Below are 18,899 nucleotides of genomic sequence, written 5' to 3'. Positions count from 1 at the left end.
AGAAGATAGTGGTGAACACCGCCAGCGGTTTTGCCCCTCGCACTTTACGGATGCCGCTGCTACTCAAAAGGGTGCCGACCTTGAAATCTTCCAGGAAGGAAAAAATCCGGTTGTGCAGTCGTTTTGCCTCTTGTTGCTCCTGGTGGTATTGAGTATGGTCCATTTAAGCCTTTTCTTCTTGATATCATTAGGTATTTTTGCAAATCCAATGTATCGGAAAGTAAAAGGCTTTTCACGTTAAAACGACATTATTTCAAAAGGTTGAGCGTCAATTCTTCCTGGGCTACGGCAAAACCGAAACTTGAGGTCGAGTTTACAACAGAGGCACTTGCACTCCGCAAGAGATAGGAAAATGTGTTATCTTTTCTGCGGCTGGGGCGGGAAGTAGGATGTTGGAGGGGGAAAGAAAGAAAAGGTCAACCTGGTGCGAAGTGTGCCGGCTACGTATTAGCCGCGTTATCAAACTGCCGCAGATAGGTGCATGTTGCTCTCACGTCAAGGAAACTTTCCGGATCGCTACCCCGCAATCATGATGATTCCTTCAAAAATGCCAGCACCCCGCTGGCAGAAAAGAGGAGATGGGTTCTGGGCCGCCCGCTTTATTTCCCGGCAAGCCATCCTTGGGGAGGGGGGAAACATGCAAGTTTCAATGCAGAACTATGCATTGATGGAGCCTCACCGTTTCACCGCTACGTAGGAAGGCGACTGCCGCCCGGCCTTTTCCGATGACGCGATCAATGATGGAAACATGGAACACGCCATCGATCACGGTGGAAACCTTCCTGCCGATGTATGATTGACGATTATCGATCATTCGGACTCCTTGCGAGGGAAAATATTGGCTCTGGAGGAACTCGCCACCCTGGTGATCAATTTTTGCCGATGCAGAGAAAATGACCGGTTCGGCATTTTCGGAGATGTGCTGCCGCATGGTCTTGTTTGCACTGGCAACCTGTTCAATTTATTACCCTTGATAGCATGAGAGGCTTGATGTGTTTGTTGATATCCCGATTAACAAATAGTCAATAATGTATATAATGTCAAACAATAAATTAAACATTGTTGACCTTGAGTTTGCCGCCGAAATTAAAAAAGCCAGGATCAAGGCTGGGCTCTCCCAGGAAAGATTTGGAAAATTATTTGAAATTTCAAAAGGATATGTTCTTATGCTTGAAAACGGGCAAAGGAGTCCGTCCGTCCTTTTGAAGAAAGAAATCAAGCAATGGCTTGAAAGCGAACTATCCTCAAAAACGATTGAAACGTCTTTCGGTGGTTCAACGATGGAAGTGTGTTACCAAATTCCGATACTTGATCGGGTGTCGAGCGGAATTACGCAAGAATTGTCCGAGTATACCGGAGAATATCTTGCCGTTCCGGGGGCGCCGAAGGACTGCTTCGCCTTGCGGGTGCATGGCGAGGCAATGGCACCGATCATTAGGCATGGCGATTATGTTCTTTTTGTCATCGATCGCGTTGCAAGGCAGGGCGACGTGGTGGTCGTCAACGATGATTTTGGCGATTCCATCATCAGGAAATTAAAGGAAAAAAAGGGAGATCTTTTTTTGGTGAGCGAAAACCCGGACTATCCTGCCGTCAAGCCGAACGAAGAATACAGAATTATGGGGGTCGTGGTCGATGTGTGGCGGAGAATACCCTTCAAGCCCGGACAATAACCCCTCCGGACATTACCCCTTGATAAGGTCCCTTCCGGTATCATTCCAAAAATAAAAATCGCTGGACACGATGTCCAGACTATGCTAAAGCACTACCCGCATTCGGCAACGGAGAGCCAGGGCGATTGCCAGCTGTCCGGATTCGACCCGCATCGCAAAGACAACGTGCAGTCGGGATAACGAGCGAGGCCGAAAATAAGTGAAAGACACATTCGTCGGGAAGTGGCTCAGCCTGGTAGAGCACAGCGTTCGGGACGCTGGGGTCGGAGGTTCGAATCCTCTCTTCCCGACCATTTACGCAACACAATTTGGGGCAGGTTTCTTTTGAAACCTGCCCCAAATTGTTTTCCCGCCTATGCCCCACCCATCGATTTTTAAATTTCCGTCCTTTTTTATTTTCCCTGGCTGTATTCCCTAGCCTGCTGCTCATAGTCCCGCCACTGATCCAGCACCCGGTTGACCGGTTCGCAGGGCACGAACGCGGCCGGATCGCACTTGTTCCAAGGTGTTTTGCAGTAAAAATGTTGGTGGGCGATATTAGCCGCCAAAAACACCGCCACAATCAGGACCGCGATGATGGCGAAACGGATGAACAGGCATTGCATGGTGCCTCCATTGGTTTGATCGTGATCGTGATTGCTCTGACCGGGACAATCCCGCCGACGGCACGGTAGCTTTTCCCAAAGCCAATTGCAATACAGTTGCCAGCGGATGTGCACCTGGCTGGATAACTCAACTCGGGGGACGATGGGCGTTTGCGTCTTCATCTGCAGGAGAACCGAATTTTTCTGAATATCCATGAAACGGACCAGATGTGCAAGCCGGGATACGATTGAAACCGCTCGCTTTTTCCCGATCAGTCATTAATATTGAATGATCGGTTCCTGAAAAATTTCCAGCCTCTTTGAGCGGCGCCTGCGCAACAAAGACTGCGTGCGGGACCGCAGCCGATCAATCGGACAAGAAAGCCGGGTAGGTTGGGATATCTCGTTACAAGGAGGCAAGGCCAATGCAGATTGACCGCAGGAAAATCAATGCCTTGGTGATGTGCGTAGTAATGATGGCCGGATTGGCCGGCAAGTCGGCGATGGCCGAGGAATGCGAGAAGCAACCGCGTGCCGATCCCGGTACGATGACCGCCGATGCCGCTGTGGTGCGGCCGGTGGGCACGGTGGCCACGGTGGCGGGTTTTGCCCTTTTTTTAATTTCGTCGCCATTTGCGGCCATGGGGGGCAATACCCACGAGGCCTGGGAGAGTTTGGTGGCCGAGCCGGCAAACTATACTTTCAAGCGACCCTTGGGCCATTTCGACTGCGAGCCGCAGGCGGGCAAGAAAAAATGAACCGGCATGTCTGACGTGATTGTGTGTCCCGCATGCGGGGCCAAAAACAGAGTTCCGGCCGAAAAACAGCACTTGACGCCCAAATGCGGGAAATGCGGGCACAGCCTTGTCGGCGCGCCTCGCTGCGGGATCGTCAATTCCCTTGTCGATAGCCAGTTCCGGCAGCTGGTCGAACGCTCGCCCTTGCCGGTGGTGGTCGATTTCTATTCCCCCACCTGCGGCCCATGCCGCATACTCGCCCCAGTGCTCGACACCCTGGCCGATGCCTATGGCAGCCGGCTGCTCTTTTTCAAGCTCGATACTTCCAGCCAGCAAATGCATGCCGCCCGCTTTCAGATCCGGGGAGTGCCGACGCTGCTGCTGTTCAAGGCCGGACAAGTGGTTGACCAATTGGTCGGCGTCGCTCCCCAGGAGGAGATCGCCCGGCGGCTCGATGCGCTGTTGCGCTGATCCGAGGGGTTGCGCCGGCTCGCCGGTTAAAGAGCGCCGCACCCGCTGCCGCACGCTCCGAAAGGTTGTTAAAGGTTGTTCCGCATTGTCGCCGGCACCTCGAGCCCGCCTCCCAGGGCCTTGACCAGGGAAATGTGGTTGACGAGCTGATCGAACCGGTTGGCGGCCAGGGCGATCTCTGCCTGCCGCCGGCTCTCTTGGGCATCGAGCCAGGATTTCAACGGGCTGCCGCCGGCCTGATAGCGGACTTGATACAGGCCCTCGACCTGACGGGCCATGTCGAGACTGCGTTCCAGCTTGTCGGCTTGTTCCTGGTACTGCTGGCGGGCGGACAAGCCGTTTTCCACCTCTGCCAGGGCGTTGTAGAGCGTTTGCCGGAAGGTGACGACCATTTGTTCGTATTCGGTTTCCGACAGGGCGATGGAGCGGCGCATGTCCCGCCACTGGACAAACGGCAGGGCCAAGTCCGCGGCCAGAGTTCCGATTGGATCCCGAATGATCCTGGATAGTTCCTCGCTACTGCCGCCCAAGCTGCCGCTGAGAGTGATGGCTGGGTAAAAGCTTGCCCGGGTGGCATCGGTCGTGGCCAGGGCAGCCCGCAGCCGGGCTTCCGCGGCCCGCATATCCGGACGGCGGGCGAGCAGGTATGCCGGTAGCCCTGCCGCCACTTCCGGAAGATGGATTCCGTCCAGATTTTCCGGCTCCACGATGGCCAGGCTCTTGGGCGGGCCGTCAAAGAGAATGGCCAGTTGGTTGATGGCCTCGACCCGCTGCTGGATCAGGGTCGTCTGATTGGCCTCCTGGCTGGCCACATTGCGTTCGGCCTCCAGAATCTCGAGGTTGGTGGCCGCTCCGGCCGTCTTTTGCACCCTGACCAGTTCCAAGGTGCGGCGGGCATAGTCGATGCTGGCGCGTCCAAGCTCGATCCGCTGGTTGAGATAGCCGATTTGCCAGTAGAGCAGGGCAGTGGTGCCGGTCAAGGCCAGGGCCGTGTTGGCGAGGTCGTCTTCCGTGGCACGGGCTTCCCAGTGGGCGGCATCCGAGGTGCTTGCTAACTGGCCCCACAGATCGACCGCATAGCTGGAAAAGACAGAGGTGGTGAAGCTGTCGCTCTTCCGGTCGCGCCGCAGGTTTTTACTGTGGCTGGCGCCTGCTTCCACCCGCAGGCTCGGCAACCGGTCGCTGTCCGCCTGTTCGGCCTGCAACTGCGCCCGGCGAAGACGCAGGGCCGCGATTGCCAGATCGTTGTTGCGCTGCAATGCCTCGACGATCAGGCGGTCGAGGGCCGGATCGCCGAATGTGGTCCACCAGCGGTCCTCCATGGCGCGGCCCGCATCCTTGTCGTGGACCCATTCCGGCGGCAGTTCGACGTCGGGGCGATGGTAGGGCGTTCGGATCAGGTTGCCGCAGCCGGAGAGCAAAAGCGCGCAACACAGGGTCGAAACAAGTATTCGTCGCATGCGATTATTCCCTGGCCAAGGCCACCACCGGGTCCAGGCGGGCGGCCTGACGGGCGGGCAGAAAGCCGAACAGAATGCCGATACAGGACGAGCAGAAAAAGGCGCTGACCATGGAGGCGATGGAATAGATCATTTTGAAGTCGCTGCCGGTAAAAGTAACCACGGCGCCGAGGCCGAGCGCCAATCCCACTCCCAGCACGCCGCCCAGCAGGCAGACCAGCACCGCCTCGATGAGGAACTGCTGCAGGATATCGCTGTGCCGGGCCCCGACCGCCATCCGGACCCCGATTTCCTGGGTACGTTCCGTGACCGAAACGAGCATGATGTTCATCACGCCGATACCGCCGACCAACAGCGAGATCAGGGCGATCGACGAGATCAGCAACGTCATGGTCTGGGTCGTCTTTTCGATGGTCTGGCGGATGGCGTCCAGGTTGGAGACAAAAAAATCCTTGGTGCCGTGGCGTTGGGTCAACAGCCGAACCACGCTCTGTTCGGCCACGGCGGTGGGCACGTTTTCGGCCACCCGGACGGTGATGCTGCGCAGGTATTGCTGGCCGGTCAACCGATTCATGGCCGTGGTGTAGGGCGTCCACACATTGAGGCTCTCGGTGTCGCCGAAGGCGGAATCAAGCTTCTTGGTCACGCCGATCACCCGGCAGGGCACATTGTCCAGCACGATCACCTCGCCGACCACCTTGTCCGGAAAATCTTTGAACAGCGTCCGGCGGGTGTTCTGATCGATCACCACGTATTGGGCGCTGCTGCGAACGGCCTCCCGGTCGAACAGCCGGCCTTCGGCCAACTCCATGCCGCGTACCCGGAAAAAGTGCTCGCCCACGCCGTTGACCTGGGCGGTGACGCTGATGTTTCGGTAGAGCAGGGTGACCGACTTGGTGACCACCGGCGTGACCGTGTCGACGTACGGCTGCTGGGCCAATGCGTCGGCATCCCGGGGAATGAGGGTGCGGACCTTGCCGGAGCGCATGTCGCCCCAATCCTGGCCCGGATAAATATTGATGGTGTTCGTGCCCATGGCGCTGATATCCTTAAGGATGCGCTGACGGGATCCCTCGCCCAGGGCCACCACCGAAACCACCGAGGCAATGCCGATGATGATCCCGAGCATGGTCAGCAAGGTGCGCAGCCGGTGCGAGGCCATGGCGGTCAGGGCCATGCGGAAGGCCTCGGCAAAACGGTCCCAGTAGGCGCGCCAGGGACGGGCAGGGGAGGAGGCAGTTGGCGGAGGCTTGGGTGTAATTGCAGAACTTTTTTTTATTTTTCGATCGGATACGATTCTGCCGTCGCTGATTTCGATGATCCGGTCGGCATATTCCGCCACCTGCAGGTTATGGGTGACGATGATCACGGTGTGGCCGTCGCGGTTGAGTTCCTGGAGGATGTTCATCACCTCGAGGCCGCTGGCGGTGTCCAGGGCGCCGGTGGGCTCGTCGGCCAGGATGACGGCGCCGCCGTTCATCAGGGCGCGGGCGATCGACACCCGTTGCTGCTGGCCGCCGGAGAGCTGTCCGGGCATGTGACCCAGCCGTTCGGTCATGCCCAGCCGGGACAGGAGCGTTTGGGCGCGCGTCTGTCGGTTTTTGGCGGTGATGCCGACGTAAATGGCCGGCATCTCGACGTTGGCCAGGGCGGTCAGGCTGGTCAGCAGATGGTAGCGCTGGAAGATGAAGCCGAAATGCTCGCGGCGCAGATAGGCCAGTTCGTCCGGAGCCAGCTGGCCCGTGGGCTGGCCGCTGATCCGGTAGGTGCCCCGGCTTGGTCTGTCCAGGCAGCCGATGATGTTCATCAGGGTCGATTTGCCCGAGCCGGAGGTGCCGACAATGGCCACCATCTCCCCGGTCTCGATGACTAGATCGATTCGGTCGAGCACGGTCAGGGGCTGGTCGCCGGCCTGATAATCGCGACAGACGCCCCGCAACTCGATCAGCGGCGCGTCCATCAGAACATCCTAGGCATCCGCCGCTGCGGCGCAGGAGCGGATGCGGCCGCGGCCTGATCGCCGATGATCACCCGTTCCCCCTCGTTCAAGCCCTCGACAACCTCGGCCTGGATATTGGTGTTCAACCCGATTTTCACCCGCCGTTCCTCGGTTTTTCCGGGCGCGGTTTCCACCCGCACGCCATAGCGGCCGTCCTTGCCCCGGTCGGCCAGGGCTGCGGATGGAATCACCAGCACATCGTTGGCATCGGCCAGGACGATGTTGACCTGGGTGGTCATGGAAATGCGCAGCTTGCCATCGGGGTTGGGTACGTCGAGGATGCCGATGTAATAGATGGCCGTACTGGTGGACGTGGTGGAGGCGGTGGCCGTGGTTTCCTTGGCAATGGATTCCGGGGCCGGTTCGATGGAGTCGACCGTCGCCGGATAGCGGCTGTCCGGTTCGCCCAGGATGGTGAAGGTGACCTTCTGGCCCGGCTTGACCCGAATGACATCGGCCTCGGAAATTTCGACCCGGATGGTCATCCGGTCGAGTTGGGCAACCTTGATGATGGTCGGCGCCGTCTGGTTGGCGTTGACGGTCTGGCCCTCCTTGGTGACGATGGCCACGACCACGCCGTCGATGGGCGAGTTGATCTTGGTGTAGCCCAGGTCGAGCTGGGCGGTGTCGACGGCGATCCGGGCCTGCTCGATCTGGGCGTCGAGGGAGGCGATCTCCGCCCGCAGTACCTTGAGGTTGGCCTCGGCGGTTTCGGCATCCTCGCGGGAGGCGGCATCGCCCTTGTACATCTGGGTTTGGCGTTTGTAGGTCAGCTCCGCCAGGGCCAACGAGGCTTCCTTGGCCTGGCGCTGGGCGCGGACCGCGTTCAAGGCGGCGGTCTTGGTGCGCAGGGTGTTTTGCTGCGGCAGGCTGTCGATCTCGGCAACCAGCTGCCCGGCCTTGACCGCGTCGCCCAATTCCACTTTCAGCGATTTGAGCTGGCCTGAAACCTGGGCGCCGACACTGACCAGATTATCCGACTCCACCGTGCCGTTAGCCAACACCGTTACTTCGATGTCGCCGCGATTGACGGGCGCGGTCATGTAGTCCGGCCGCTTGTCCCGGGTGAAAAAATAGATGGATATGGCCGCCAGTGCCGCGAACAGCACCGCCAGGGGCACAATGATGCGCCAGCGCGATTTTTTGAATGCAAGGTCCATAGTGCAACAAGGTATCGGTATCGTGATCGGTGTCGTGGGCCAAATGAGGCGGCGCGGTCTGCGCAGGCGGTCCGGCGTGGACCCGCGGATTGCGGAATTTCGGATAACGCGCCGAAACAATATTGCACATCAACCGGAATGCCTAGCCTTGGCACGACTTTTTTCAGGTTATTTTTTGCTCGATGAAGCCGCCGGGGCAAAACAACCAAGTCAGGCGGTGCATTTCCAGGCGCAGAACAGGGGCGCGATGGCGCAATGAGGTCATGGTGACGGCAGCGTCATGCCTTGCCCAGAGGACGCGACTGGCTCTTGGTGCTTTGTGCCAAGGTGTGCTACAATGCCGCATTGATAGCTACCCGCCCGTATCATCTTGAAATGAAAGGAGCGTTGCCATGTCGCTTTTGCCGGCCATCGAAGTGGAGACCAACAGCGCACCCGAGGCCGCTGTCATCTGGCTGCACGGCCTGGGGGCCGACGGTTACGACTTCGCCCCCATCGTCCCGGAACTGCAACTGCCGCCGGATATGGGCATCCGCTTTATTTTTCCCCATGCGCCCGCCATGGCCGTGACGGTGAATAACGGCTATGTGATGCCGGCCTGGTTCGATATCCTGGAAATGGCGATCGACCGGAAAGTGGATACCGCCCAGTTGCTGGTCTCGGCGGCGAAGATCAGCCAATTTGTCGAACGTGAGCGCCAGCGCGGCATCGACAGCCGCCGCATCGTGCTCGCGGGTTTTTCCCAGGGCGGGGCCGTGGCCTACCAGGTCGGCCTCAGTTATCCCGAACCGCTGGGCGGCCTGCTCGCCATGTCCACCTATTTCGCGACCAGCGACTCGATCGCGCTCAGCGCGGCCAACCGCGCGCTGCCCATCGAGATCCATCACGGCACCCACGATCCGGTGGTCCCGATGGCCTTGGGCCACCGAGCGGACGAATATCTCAGGGAGCGGGGGTATGATGTTGTTTTCAGGTCCTATCCCATGGATCACGCGGTCTGCCCGGAACAAATTGGCCATACCGCCGAGGCCCTGCGGCGTTTTTTCGGCCTTTGAACAACCGTTGTCGGCCCTGGGCGGCCGTGGGTATCGGCTGGGCGAGAAAATCGTCTCCACAACATTTCCCGGGGATTTTTTCTTGACGTTCTCACCCGTTGCTGGTAATTGACTTGCGGTTTTTCGCGGGATGCTCTATAGTACCCCGCTACGAATGATTGATAGTATAAAAGTTGTAGGCGCGTAGCTCAGTGGGAGAGCGCTACCTTGACGTGGTAGATGTCGTCGGTTCGACCCCGTCCGCGCCTACCAATTTTCCCCAAAGGCTAGGATGCAGAACATACTTCTGCTCATTAGCCTTTGCTTTTTACGGGCACGATGGCAGCAATAGCGGTTTCCATACAAGATGGCGAAAGTAAGTCGTTTCCTTGCGGCACCCGCGTTGCGGACATGCTGAAAGAGCTGCTTTCCGGCAAGCAACGCAAGCAAACGATCGCCGTCAAGGTCAACGGCGTGCTGCTGGATCTGTCGACCCCTGTCGAGACCGACCTCGTTTTGGAGCCGGTCTCGGTCCATTCCGAACAAGGCGTGGAGATTCTTCGCCATTCCACGGCACACATCATGGCGCTGGCCGTCAAGGAGTTGTTCGGCGATCAGGTCAAGGTCGCCATCGGCCCATCGATCGAAGATGGCTTCTATTATGACTTTGATCGGGACAAGCCGTTTTCTCCGGACGATTTCGAGGCCATTGAGCGCAAGATGGCAGAGTTGGCCGAAGCCAGCCTGCCCTTTGTTCGCCAGGAAATGCCCAGAGGCGAGGCCATCGGGTATTTCGAACAGCTCGGCGAATCGTACAAGGTGGAACTGCTCCGTGAAATGGATGCGGACACGGTCAGTCTGTACAGCCATGGCCGCTTTGTCGATCTCTGCCGCGGCCCCCATGTGCCCGATTCCTCTTGGATCAAGGTCTTCAAACTGTTGCGGGTTGCCGGCTCCTATTGGCGGGGCGATGAGAAACGGCAGATGCTCACCCGCATCTACGGGACCGCCTTTGCCGACAAAAAAGAACTGCAGCAATATTTGACCCGGCTGGAAGAGGCCCGCAAGCGTGACCATCGCCGGCTTGGCAAGCAGCTGGGACTGTTCACCATTCAGGACCAGATCGGCCCCGGCCTCATCCTCTGGCAGCCCCGCGGCGCCCTGTTGCGCCGTCTGATCGAGGATTACTGGAAGGATCAGCACTATCGCAACGGCTATCAACTGCTCTACACCCCGCACATCGCCCGCCAGGATCTGTGGAAGACCTCGGGCCATCTCGATTTCTACAGCGAAAACATGTATGCCGCCATGGAGATCGACGAGGTGATGTACCAGTTGAAGCCGATGAACTGCCCGTTCCATATCGGCGTCTACAAGGCTGATCCACATAGCTATCGCGAGTTTCCCATTCGTTGGTGCGAACTGGGCACGGTCTATCGATACGAGCGGACCGGTGCCCTGCATGGCCTGATGCGAGTGCGCGGATTCACGCAGGACGATGCCCATATCTTTTGTCGTCCCGATCAGCTGGAAGAGGAAATTTTCAACATCATCGACCTGAATCTTCATATTCTCAAAACATTCGGGTTCGATCAATACGATGTCTACCTCTCGACCAGGCCGGAGAAATACGTCGGGTCCGACACCCATTGGCAACTGGCGACCCAGGCGCTGAAGCAGGCACTGGACAAAAAAGGACTGGCTTACCAGATCGACCCCGGCGAAGGGGTCTTTTACGGGCCGAAGATCGATATCAAAATCAAAGACCAGTTGGGCCGCTCCTGGCAGTGTTCGACCATCCAGGTCGACTTCAATCTGCCGGAACGCTTCGAAATGGCCTACGCCGGGGACGACGGTCAGGAACATCAGCCGATTATGATCCACCGTGCCCTGATGGGTTCGCTGGAACGCTTCATCGGCGTGCTCATCGAACACTATGCCGGGGCCTTTCCCCTGTGGCTTGCCCCCGAGCAGGCGCGAATTCTGAATATCACCGACGATCAGGCCGCCTATTGCGATCAGGTTCACGCGCGGCTGCGCAACCTCGGCATCCGCATCGAAAAAGACGTTCGCAACGAGAAGTTGAATTACAAGATTCGCGAAGCGCAATTAATGAAAGTGCCCTACATGCTCATTGTCGGCGAGCGAGAGAAAGAAGAGGGGACGGTCACCGTGCGGTTGCGCGACGGTCAGAATTTGCCAGCCATGACGCCGGAAGCCTTCGCCGATCTCGTTATCGGCGAGTGCAAACGCGCCTTGGCCTGAACGACAACAAGAACGATGGGAGGAACGAACATCAAAAAACGAGGTAGCAGAAAACTTTCCACGCAGCAGGATCTGAAGATCAAGGTCAATGAGGAGATCGATTACCGCGAGGTACGGCTCATTGACGCCGATGGAAGCCAGCGGGGCATAGTCAGCGCCAAGTCCGCGCTGGAGTCGGCCCTTGAGCAAGGGCTCGATTTGGTCGAGGTTTCCGACAAGGCTGATCCGCCGGTGTGCCGGATCATGAATTTCGACAAGTTCCGTTACGAACTGAAGAAAAAACAGCAGGAAGCCAAGAAGAAACAAACCGTTATCGAGACGAAGGAAATCAAGTTCCGGCCCAAGACCGAGGAGCACGATCTCGCCTTCAAAATCCGCAAAATCAAGGAATTCCTCGCAGAGAAAAACAAGGTCAAGGTGACCATGCGCTTTCGTGGCCGCGAGATCATCTATGCCCAGACCATCGGCCTCGACGCCCTGACCAAGATTGCCGATACCCTGCGCGAAGACTGTGTTATCATTCAGGAGCCCAAGATGGAAGGCCGGCAGCTCGTGATGTTCGTTGGACCCAAAAGCTGAGATGCCAGGAGCAGATTCGCAACCAATCCAGACAAGCCGGTGACGATGCGCCGGGAAGATACAGGGAGTTCATCATGCCGAAAATGAAAACCAACAGAGGGGCTGCCAAGCGGTTCAAGGCAACCGGAAGCGGCCGTATCCGCCGCAGCAAGGCGTTTTCCTCGCACATTTTGACCAAGAAATCCACCAAACGCAAACGGAACCTGCGCAAGGCCACCCTGATCGCCGATGTCGATCAGCGTGCAGTCCGGCGGATGCTGCCGTATATGTAAACAGATGCGCCCCCTGTCCGCTTTGAGCTGACCGGCAATTTATTCATGAACGGAGAAAACAATGCCTCGTGTAACCCGCGGCTTTAAAGCACGCCGCAGAAGAAATAAAGTGCTGAGCCTGGCAAAAGGCTATCGTGGCGGCAAACACCGCCTGTTCAAATCCGCTGTCGAGGCGGTCGATCGCGCCCTCTGCTATGCCTACCGTGACCGGCGCGTGAAAAAACGCGAATTTCGCCAACTGTGGATTGCCCGCATCAACGCGGCCGCCAAGCAGAACGGAACAAACTACAGCCGTTTGATCAGCGGGCTGGCCAAAAGCTCAATCGAGTTGGATCGTAAGGTTTTGTCGAATCTCGCCATTGTCGATCCGAGCGCCTTCACGGCAGTGGTCAAGGCTGCAAGTCAGGCAAACTAAAATGGAACAAGAGCTGCTCAAGCTCAAACAGGATGCTGAAGAGGCGTTGGCCCAGGTGGCTGGCGCCGATCAGTTGGAGGCGTTCCGGGTTACATTCCTAGGCCGCAAGGGTGGGCTGCTGACCGGCATTCTGCGCCAATTGGGTCAGGTTGCGCCTGAAGACAGACCTCGGCTCGGACAGCTGGCCAATGACATCAAGCTCGGTCTGGAAAGCAGCTTCGAGGAAAGGAAGGCGCAACTCGGCGCCGCCGCCGGTGCCGTTGCTGGCGGGACTGACTACAGCCTGCCGGGGCGTTATCTGCCCTTTGGCAAGCTGCACCCCGTTACCCAGGTGATGGAGGAGATCTGCTCGATCTTCGAAGGACTCGGTTTTGCCGTGGCCGAGGGCCCGGACGTCGAAACCGATTACTACAACTTCGAAGCGCTGAACATTCCCAAGCATCATCCGGCCCGTGACATGCACGACACCTTCTATGTCACGGATTCGATCCTGCTTCGCACCCACACCTCTCCCATGCAGGCGCGGATCATGGAGCGCCAGGACCCGCCCTTGCGCTATGTCGTGCCGGGTAAAGTGTACCGCTGCGATTCCGACATGACCCACACGCCGATGTTCCACCAAGTGGAAGGGCTGCTTGTCGACCGGCAGGTTTCCTTTGCCGATCTCAAAGGCGTGCTGACCAGTTTCACCCACAAGATATTTGAGCGGGAGCTGCCCTTGCGCTTCCGGCCGAGTTATTTTCCTTTCACCGAACCAAGCGCCGAAGTCGATGTTGCCTGCGTGATCTGCGGCGGCAGCGGCTGCCGGGTGTGCAAGCGGACCGGCTGGCTGGAAATTCTTGGCTCCGGCCTCATTGATCCGGAAGTGCTGAAAATGGTCGGCTACGATCCGGATACCTATTCCGGGTTTGCCTTTGGCCTTGGCGTCGAACGAATTGCCATGCTGAAATATGGCATCGACGATATTCGGTTGTACTACGAAAACGATCTTCGCTTTCTTTCCCAATTTTAAGTAGAACCAGCCGCCGTACTTTTTTTGTGTTTTGGCGGATTTTGCGCTTGGAATAGGAAAAACTGCAATGATGACGATTCGAGCGGTTTCTCCATGAGGAGCCGTTCTTCTTTATTACCTTTCGGATGCCCCGTAAAGGCGGCGTCTTGCCTTGACGGTGCGTACCATGCCGGGTTTGCTCGCCCACAACGCTACATCATTTCCTACGTCGCAGGGATGAGTTTATGAAATTTACGTTGAGCTGGCTCAATCAATTTATTGCCACCGATGGACTCACCGCAGCCCAAATTGCCGACAAACTGACCATGCTGGGGCTTGAGGTCGACAGCGTGGTCCCGTTGTTTGCCGATTTGGAGGCGGTGTTGACCGCCAAGGTCAAGGCGGTCGAGAAACATCCCGATGCCGATAAACTGACCGTCTGCTCCGTTGACACCGGCACCGAAACCATCCAGGTGGTCTGCGGCGCCCCCAATGTCCGACCGGGTATGGTGACCGCCATCGCCCTGCTTGGAGTCAAGTTGCCGGATGGCACCAAAATCAAGAAATCCAAGGTGCGGGGAGTCGTGTCGGCGGGCATGCTTTGTTCGGCACGCGAGCTTGGATTGAGCAACGATCATCAGGGATTGATCGAGTTGGAAAGCCAACAGGTTGCGGGCATGCCACTGGTGGATGCGCTGGGCTTGCGAGACACCATGATCGAGGTCGACCTGACTCCCAACCGTTCGGATTGCGCCAGTGTGCGCGGCATAGCCCGCGAAGTGGGCAGCTTTGCCCCGGCCACGCTCAAGCCGTTGGTGACCACGGTCACCCCGCTGACCGGCCGCGACACCGGCTTTGCGGTGGAGATCGATGAGCCGGAACTGTGTCCTCGCTACACCGCGCGGAAGCTGACCAATGTGGCCATCGGGCCTTCTCCGCTCTGGATGCAGCAGCGGTTGAGCGCGATCGGCATGCGGCCGATCAACAATATTGTCGACATCACCAACTATGTCATGCTCGAGTGCGGCCAGCCGATGCATGCCTTTGATTTCACTACCCTGCGCGGGCAAAAAATAGTGGTTCGGCGACCGCGGGCCGGTGAAACCAGCATGACGACCCTGGATGGCAGCGCCCGCCAACTGGACGCGGACATGCTCTTGATCTGCGATGCCGAACGGCCGGTGGCCGTCGCCGGGGTCATGGGCGGTCTGGACACCGAGATTACCGCGTCCACGACCACCATTTTGCTCGAATCGGCCTGCTTCAACCCGATTTCCATCCGGCGTACCGCGCGGAAGCTGGGAATTCCCTCCGAATCTTCCTACCGCTTCGAGCGCGGCGTTGACCGGAACCTGGCCGACAGCGCCTTGGAACGCGCCGTTAATCTCATTGTCGAACTTACCGGCGCCCAGGCCGATCCTGACGGCATTGACGTCTATCCCGGCAAAATACAGTCCCTGCTCTTGCATCTTCGGGTGGGTCGGGTCTGCAATCTGTTGGGCATGGAACTCAGCCGCGATCAGATAGCGCAGTATCTGACCAGCATCGAATTCAAGGTCCGAGCTCTTGACGCGACGGCCCTGGAAGTCGAGGTGCCCAGTTTTCGGGTCGATATAGAACGGGAAATCGATTTGGTCGAAGAGGTGGCCCGCCTGGTCGGCTATAACGCCATCCCCACCTCGCAACCCGTTATCCGGATGGATTCGCCCAAGCAAGACCCGCTGCGCTCTCTGCGGCAAAAGGCGGCCCAAATCATGACCGCCCAAGGATTCTTCGAGGCCATCAATTACAGCTTCGTGGCCGAGTCGTATCTCGATCTCTGCCGTCTGGCCGAAAACGATCCCCGTCGCAAGGTCACCAGATTGCTCAATCCCCTTTCCGAGGAATTGGGTATCATGCGATCGCTGCTGCTCCCCGGCCTGCTGGAAAATGTTCGCCGCAACATCAATTTCCAACGACCGGATATCCGCTTGTTTGAAACGGGCAAGATCTTTCTCAATCAGGAAGTCGGCCAGCCCGAGGAACGGTTGCATCTTTGCGCCGTGATCAGCGGCCGTCGTCATGCCGAAGCCGAGTCCTTGTACTTTGCCGCCCAGGAAGCGGATTTTTTCGATGTCAAGGGGGCGGTCGTCAATCTCCTCGAAACCTTGCGGATTACCGGAACCGAAGATACCTTGACGTTCGGTTCCGAACCGCAGCAGGTACAACCCTATTGCGACCCGACCTGTGCCGCTGTGGTCCGCAACGGCGAAAAGACGATCGGTTTCTTAGGCAAAGTGCACCCGGAAACGCTCAAGGGCTTCGGCATCAAGCAGCCCGTCTATTTTTTTGAAATGAATCTGGATGCGTTGCTGGATATCGATCGAAAACCGCCGTGCTTCGCCGCGCTTCCCAAATATCCCGCAGTCAAACGCGACATCAGCCTGGTGGTACCGGATTCGGTCCCGGCCGGCGATCTTCTCCTGGCAATCCAATCCCAGCCGCAAAAATATCTTGAGTCAGTTGAGATCTTTGATGTATATCGAGGCAAGCCGATTCAGGGAGGCCACAAAAGCGTATCCCTCTCTGTGACGTACCGTTCCGCAACCGCCACGCTGGATGACCAATCGGTCGATAAAATCCACGACAAAATCGTCAACACGTTGATGACTGAATTTAACGCCCGTTATCGTGAAGGATCCGAAGCATGAAGAAGAAGAATGTCACCCGTAAGGAATTAGCCGTTTCCGTCAATGAAAAATTGGGAGTTTCCCAACGGAATGCGGCGGAAATAGTCGATACCGTCTTTGCCACCATGAAGAATACCATGGTGGACGGAGAGTCGATCAAGCTCGTTCAATTCGGCACCCTGACAGTGCGCGACAAAAGTCCGCGCCGTGGCCGCAATCCGCGCACCGGAGAGTCGATGACCATCACCAAGCGGCAGATGGTTTCCTTTCGGCCGAGCAAACGGTTGCGCGAACGGCTGAATAAATAGGCGAGAGGGGCGTTGCTCGGGTTTGTACTTCCGTGCCCGACAAGCAGCGCGCTCGGTATGGCAATGAGGACAAGGAGAGCTGATTGATGTGAAGGAACCACCTCCGGAATTCCCGCAGATACCGGATAAGATTTATTTCCGGATTGGCGAAGTGAGCCACTTAGTGGGGGTGGATACGCATGTTCTGCGCTATTGGGAATCGGAATTTTCATTGATCAAGCCCTTTCGCGGCCCGTCCAAGCAACGTCTCTACCGGCGGCAGGATGTGTATAACCTGCTGCGGATCAAACAACTGCTCCACGACGAAGGATACACCATCTCGGGAGCGAGAAAACATCTAAAACAGCTGGGACTCGATCAGCATGCGGGCGGGGCGGGAAACGCCTCGGGCCGTATCATCGATGAGTCGCTGTTAATGCGGATTAAACAGGAACTCCGCGAAATATTGGCTCAGCTCGACACCACAAAAAAAGGCGATTTGTAACTAAGGGTTGACAGTCAATATCGTCGATGCTACATACATCCCACCATTGACCGGAACGTAGCGCAGTCTGGTAGCGCACCTGAATGGGGTTCAGGGGGCCGGAGGTTCAAATCCTCTCGTTCCGACCAGTAAAATCAAGGGGTTAGATGCCGTATACGGTGTCTAACCCCTTTTTCTTTGCTTTTTCTCGCCATCTTCGCTCTTTCTCGCATATCTCATTGATTATTCAAGCTATTTTTTTAATTGCGCCCCTTTTATGGGTGTCATAGAATGACATCGCACGACGTGGTTTACGGAAAATTACGAAAAAAATTACGAAAAAAAATACAATGAAAACACATGGCGTCGATCAGGAAACAAAAAGGGCGATTTGGAACTAGGTATAACGTGGAAGTATACGTCAAGGGCAGGAGACTCTCGGCGACATTTGACACCTTGTCCGAGGCGGCCCGCTGGGCCGAAGAGACCGAGGGCTTGCTTCGGGCCGGTCTGCCTCTGCCCGGAGAGGTATCGGCGGGCGATATGGATTTTGCCGCCGCAGTGGAAAAATACACCATGGCGGTCGCCAAGCAGAAAAAAGCCAACACGCGCCGGCTCGACCAAGAGATCGGCAAACGATTGATCTCTTTTTTCTCCGGAAGGACCATGCAGACCATCGTCCCGAAAGATATCGCCGAATATCGAGACTGGAGGATGCAGAGTGTGGGCTCAAGCTCTGTCATTCAGGACATGAGCTTCGTGTCGTGCCTGTACCGGATGGCGAGGGCGGAGTGGGGGTTACAGGTCGAAGATCCTGGCAAGGAGATCAGAAGGCCGTCAGCGCCAAAACATAGGCTTTCCTTGCTCACACCAGGGCAAATAGACAAGCTGCTCGATTATTGCTGCATATCGAAATCCGAGCTGCTCTACAGCTACGTGCTGTTGATGCTGCATACCGCCATGCGGCCATCGGAAGCTGCAGGGATGAAGTGGGGCGATGTGCACTTTGACCGCCATATTATCGACCTGACCGAAACCAAGACGGATCCTCGCCGGGTTCCCATGACCGAAGTCGCGGAGGAAGCCCTGATGAAGGTCAAGGCGCACACGGGCGCGAACGCACATGTTTTTATCTCGGACGATTATTCGGACCTGGCCCGGCCGAGCCGGTTTTTCCGGAGATCGTTTGAGAACGCCTGCAGGTATGCTGAGATCGATGGATTCGTCATGTACGGGCTGAGACATTCGGCAGCCAGCTACCTGATTATGCACGGAGTCGACATTCGCACCGTAGCCGAGATCATGGGGCACCGCAATATCTCGCAGACGATGAAATACACCCATTTCCTGGATGCGCACCGTATCGAGGCTATCCAGGCGCTGGGGAAGATCGGCAGGTAAATCACAATTTATGCCGAAAGTCCGACAGACAAGGGCGCGGCCACCGCTTCCCGGAGGGAAACGGTGGCCGCGTGTGCGTGCGTCTCGCTCTCAGCGGTTGCCCGATGTGACCTCCTTGATCACATGATCGGAGAAACGGTACAACTTCTTATTGCAGGTCGAATTGAGCCAGGAACCTCCAGCATTGTTGCACGAGGTTGGATCGGTGCAAAGGTTGAGGTGGGAAGTGTCACAGGTTGAATCGATGACGTAGTCGATATCTATCGGTTCTGTAGAACTCAAGTTTCTGAGTTGAGTTAACTTGCCGTTATTATGTTTGTACTGCGGGCTAACCTTTTCCCTGTTTGCAGGATATCAACGGCAAAGTCCATGACTGCATCAACAAGGGCAAGCACTGCACCTTCGGTGATGAGACCAG

At 57.2% G+C, this 18,899-nt stretch carries 18 protein-coding genes and 3 tRNA genes; 16 read left to right on the top strand and 5 right to left on the bottom strand.

Annotated elements, in window-relative coordinates; all coding sequences use genetic code 11:
* Positions 1–646: 646 nt before the first annotated feature.
* Complete coding sequence (locus tag RMR13_RS02360; RefSeq protein ID WP_310599037.1) at positions 647–931, bottom strand: hypothetical protein; 285 nt, start codon at positions 929–931, stop codon at positions 647–649.
* A 106-nt stretch (positions 932–1,037) separates the two neighbouring features.
* On the opposite strand from RMR13_RS02360, the gene RMR13_RS02355 reads away from it, so the two are divergent.
* Both RMR13_RS02355 and RMR13_RS02350 read left to right on the top strand, forming a co-directional pair.
* Complete coding sequence (locus tag RMR13_RS02355) at positions 1,038–1,673, top strand: S24 family peptidase (RefSeq protein WP_310599036.1); 636 nt, start codon at positions 1,038–1,040, stop codon at positions 1,671–1,673.
* A gap of 216 nt (positions 1,674–1,889) precedes the next feature.
* Positions 1,890–1,966 (top strand) — tRNA-Pro (locus RMR13_RS02350).
* A gap of 99 nt (positions 1,967–2,065) precedes the next feature.
* On the opposite strand, the gene RMR13_RS02345 is transcribed toward RMR13_RS02350, so the two are convergent.
* Positions 2,066–2,278: a hypothetical protein gene (locus RMR13_RS02345; RefSeq protein WP_310599035.1), complete on the bottom strand. Its 213-nt coding sequence runs from the start codon at positions 2,276–2,278 to the stop codon at positions 2,066–2,068.
* 404 nt (positions 2,279–2,682) lie between these two features.
* On the opposite strand from RMR13_RS02345, the gene RMR13_RS02340 reads away from it, so the two are divergent.
* Complete coding sequence (locus RMR13_RS02340) at positions 2,683–3,015, top strand: hypothetical protein (protein ID WP_310599034.1); 333 nt, start codon at positions 2,683–2,685, stop codon at positions 3,013–3,015.
* A 6-nt stretch (positions 3,016–3,021) separates the two neighbouring features.
* Entirely contained in the window at positions 3,022–3,465 is a 444-nt protein-coding gene (locus tag RMR13_RS02335; RefSeq protein WP_409070245.1) for a thioredoxin domain-containing protein, read from the top strand.
* Between the two features lie 68 nt (positions 3,466–3,533).
* On the opposite strand, the gene RMR13_RS02330 is transcribed toward RMR13_RS02335, so the two are convergent.
* The 3 genes from RMR13_RS02330 to RMR13_RS02320 are packed head-to-tail and all read right to left on the bottom strand — an operon-like array spanning position 3,534 to position 8,084.
* Positions 3,534–4,925 carry an efflux transporter outer membrane subunit gene (locus RMR13_RS02330; RefSeq protein ID WP_310599032.1) on the bottom strand — a complete coding sequence of 464 codons (1,392 nt, stop codon included), beginning with the start codon at positions 4,923–4,925 and terminating at the stop codon, positions 3,534–3,536.
* Positions 4,926–4,929: 4 nt separating this feature from the next.
* Complete coding sequence (locus tag RMR13_RS02325; protein ID WP_310599031.1) at positions 4,930–6,885, bottom strand: MacB family efflux pump subunit; 1,956 nt, start codon at positions 6,883–6,885, stop codon at positions 4,930–4,932.
* Complete coding sequence (locus RMR13_RS02320; protein ID WP_310599030.1) at positions 6,885–8,084, bottom strand: efflux RND transporter periplasmic adaptor subunit; 1,200 nt, start codon at positions 8,082–8,084, stop codon at positions 6,885–6,887. Before RMR13_RS02320 ends, RMR13_RS02325 begins: the two co-directional genes overlap by 1 nt.
* A gap of 392 nt (positions 8,085–8,476) precedes the next feature.
* Between RMR13_RS02320 and RMR13_RS02315 the strand changes: the two genes are divergently transcribed.
* From RMR13_RS02315 to RMR13_RS02260, 12 genes are all read left to right on the top strand, one after another.
* Entirely contained in the window at positions 8,477–9,139 is a 663-nt protein-coding gene (locus RMR13_RS02315) for a dienelactone hydrolase family protein (RefSeq protein WP_310599029.1), read from the top strand.
* Positions 9,140–9,316: 177 nt separating this feature from the next.
* Positions 9,317–9,391: transfer RNA gene (locus tag RMR13_RS02310), tRNA-Val, on the top strand.
* Between the two features lie 66 nt (positions 9,392–9,457).
* The gene (thrS, locus tag RMR13_RS02305; RefSeq protein WP_409070244.1) at positions 9,458–11,383 is read left to right on the top strand and encodes a threonine--tRNA ligase; all 1,926 of its coding nucleotides are present in this window, start codon (positions 9,458–9,460) and stop codon (positions 11,381–11,383) included.
* A 15-nt stretch (positions 11,384–11,398) separates the two neighbouring features.
* Positions 11,399–11,962, top strand: a complete 564-nt coding sequence (gene infC / locus RMR13_RS02300) for a translation initiation factor IF-3 (RefSeq protein WP_310599027.1) — start codon at positions 11,399–11,401, stop codon at positions 11,960–11,962.
* A 74-nt stretch (positions 11,963–12,036) separates the two neighbouring features.
* Entirely contained in the window at positions 12,037–12,234 is a 198-nt protein-coding gene (rpmI, locus tag RMR13_RS02295; protein WP_309411097.1) for a 50S ribosomal protein L35, read from the top strand.
* Positions 12,235–12,295: 61 nt separating this feature from the next.
* Positions 12,296–12,649, top strand: coding sequence for a 50S ribosomal protein L20 (rplT, locus tag RMR13_RS02290; protein ID WP_310599026.1), 354 nt, complete (start codon positions 12,296–12,298; stop codon positions 12,647–12,649).
* A gap of 1 nt (position 12,650) precedes the next feature.
* Positions 12,651–13,661 (top strand): phenylalanine--tRNA ligase subunit alpha, encoded by a 1,011-nt coding sequence (pheS, locus tag RMR13_RS02285; RefSeq protein ID WP_310599025.1) that lies wholly within the window; start codon positions 12,651–12,653, stop codon positions 13,659–13,661.
* A gap of 224 nt (positions 13,662–13,885) precedes the next feature.
* Positions 13,886–16,330 carry a phenylalanine--tRNA ligase subunit beta gene (gene pheT, locus RMR13_RS02280; RefSeq protein ID WP_310599024.1) on the top strand — a complete coding sequence of 815 codons (2,445 nt, stop codon included), beginning with the start codon at positions 13,886–13,888 and terminating at the stop codon, positions 16,328–16,330.
* Positions 16,327–16,617 carry an integration host factor subunit alpha gene (locus RMR13_RS02275; protein ID WP_309411101.1) on the top strand — a complete coding sequence of 97 codons (291 nt, stop codon included), beginning with the start codon at positions 16,327–16,329 and terminating at the stop codon, positions 16,615–16,617. Before pheT ends, RMR13_RS02275 begins: the two co-directional genes overlap by 4 nt.
* Before the next feature lie 88 nt (positions 16,618–16,705).
* Positions 16,706–17,101 carry a MerR family transcriptional regulator gene (locus RMR13_RS02270; protein ID WP_310599023.1) on the top strand — a complete coding sequence of 132 codons (396 nt, stop codon included), beginning with the start codon at positions 16,706–16,708 and terminating at the stop codon, positions 17,099–17,101.
* A 51-nt stretch (positions 17,102–17,152) separates the two neighbouring features.
* Positions 17,153–17,229: transfer RNA gene (locus tag RMR13_RS02265), tRNA-Pro, on the top strand.
* Between the two features lie 259 nt (positions 17,230–17,488).
* Positions 17,489–18,481 carry a site-specific integrase gene (locus tag RMR13_RS02260; protein ID WP_310599022.1) on the top strand — a complete coding sequence of 331 codons (993 nt, stop codon included), beginning with the start codon at positions 17,489–17,491 and terminating at the stop codon, positions 18,479–18,481.
* Positions 18,482–18,899 lie beyond the last annotated feature (418 nt).

This window comes from Desulfobulbus sp. (assembly GCF_031547805.1).
GTDB lineage: Bacteria > Desulfobacterota > Desulfobulbia > Desulfobulbales > Desulfobulbaceae > Desulfobulbus.
Note: the sequence above shows the minus strand (reverse complement) of the source record. Positions and strands in the feature narration are given on the sequence as shown.

What these genes read in the sequence shown, in the direction of transcription:
- RMR13_RS02360 (WP_310599037.1), bottom strand. Translation starts at nt 931, where the DNA reads ATGCGGCAGCACATCTCCGAAAATGCCGAACCGGTCATTTTCTCTGCA.
- RMR13_RS02355 (WP_310599036.1), top strand. Translation starts at nt 1,038, where the DNA reads ATGTCAAACAATAAATTAAACATTGTTGACCTTGAGTTTGCCGCCGAA.
- RMR13_RS02345 (WP_310599035.1), bottom strand. Translation starts at nt 2,278, where the DNA reads ATGCAATGCCTGTTCATCCGTTTCGCCATCATCGCGGTCCTGATTGTG.
- RMR13_RS02340 (WP_310599034.1), top strand. Translation starts at nt 2,683, where the DNA reads ATGCAGATTGACCGCAGGAAAATCAATGCCTTGGTGATGTGCGTAGTA.
- RMR13_RS02335 (WP_409070245.1), top strand. Translation starts at nt 3,022, where the DNA reads ATGTCTGACGTGATTGTGTGTCCCGCATGCGGGGCCAAAAACAGAGTT.
- RMR13_RS02330 (WP_310599032.1), bottom strand. Translation starts at nt 4,925, where the DNA reads ATGCGACGAATACTTGTTTCGACCCTGTGTTGCGCGCTTTTGCTCTCC.
- RMR13_RS02325 (WP_310599031.1), bottom strand. Translation starts at nt 6,885, where the DNA reads ATGGACGCGCCGCTGATCGAGTTGCGGGGCGTCTGTCGCGATTATCAG.
- RMR13_RS02320 (WP_310599030.1), bottom strand. Translation starts at nt 8,084, where the DNA reads ATGGACCTTGCATTCAAAAAATCGCGCTGGCGCATCATTGTGCCCCTG.
- RMR13_RS02315 (WP_310599029.1), top strand. Translation starts at nt 8,477, where the DNA reads ATGTCGCTTTTGCCGGCCATCGAAGTGGAGACCAACAGCGCACCCGAG.
- thrS (WP_409070244.1), top strand. Translation starts at nt 9,458, where the DNA reads ATGGCAGCAATAGCGGTTTCCATACAAGATGGCGAAAGTAAGTCGTTT.
- infC (WP_310599027.1), top strand. Translation starts at nt 11,399, where the DNA reads ATGGGAGGAACGAACATCAAAAAACGAGGTAGCAGAAAACTTTCCACG.
- rpmI (WP_309411097.1), top strand. Translation starts at nt 12,037, where the DNA reads ATGCCGAAAATGAAAACCAACAGAGGGGCTGCCAAGCGGTTCAAGGCA.
- rplT (WP_310599026.1), top strand. Translation starts at nt 12,296, where the DNA reads ATGCCTCGTGTAACCCGCGGCTTTAAAGCACGCCGCAGAAGAAATAAA.
- pheS (WP_310599025.1), top strand. Translation starts at nt 12,651, where the DNA reads ATGGAACAAGAGCTGCTCAAGCTCAAACAGGATGCTGAAGAGGCGTTG.
- pheT (WP_310599024.1), top strand. Translation starts at nt 13,886, where the DNA reads ATGAAATTTACGTTGAGCTGGCTCAATCAATTTATTGCCACCGATGGA.
- RMR13_RS02275 (WP_309411101.1), top strand. Translation starts at nt 16,327, where the DNA reads ATGAAGAAGAAGAATGTCACCCGTAAGGAATTAGCCGTTTCCGTCAAT.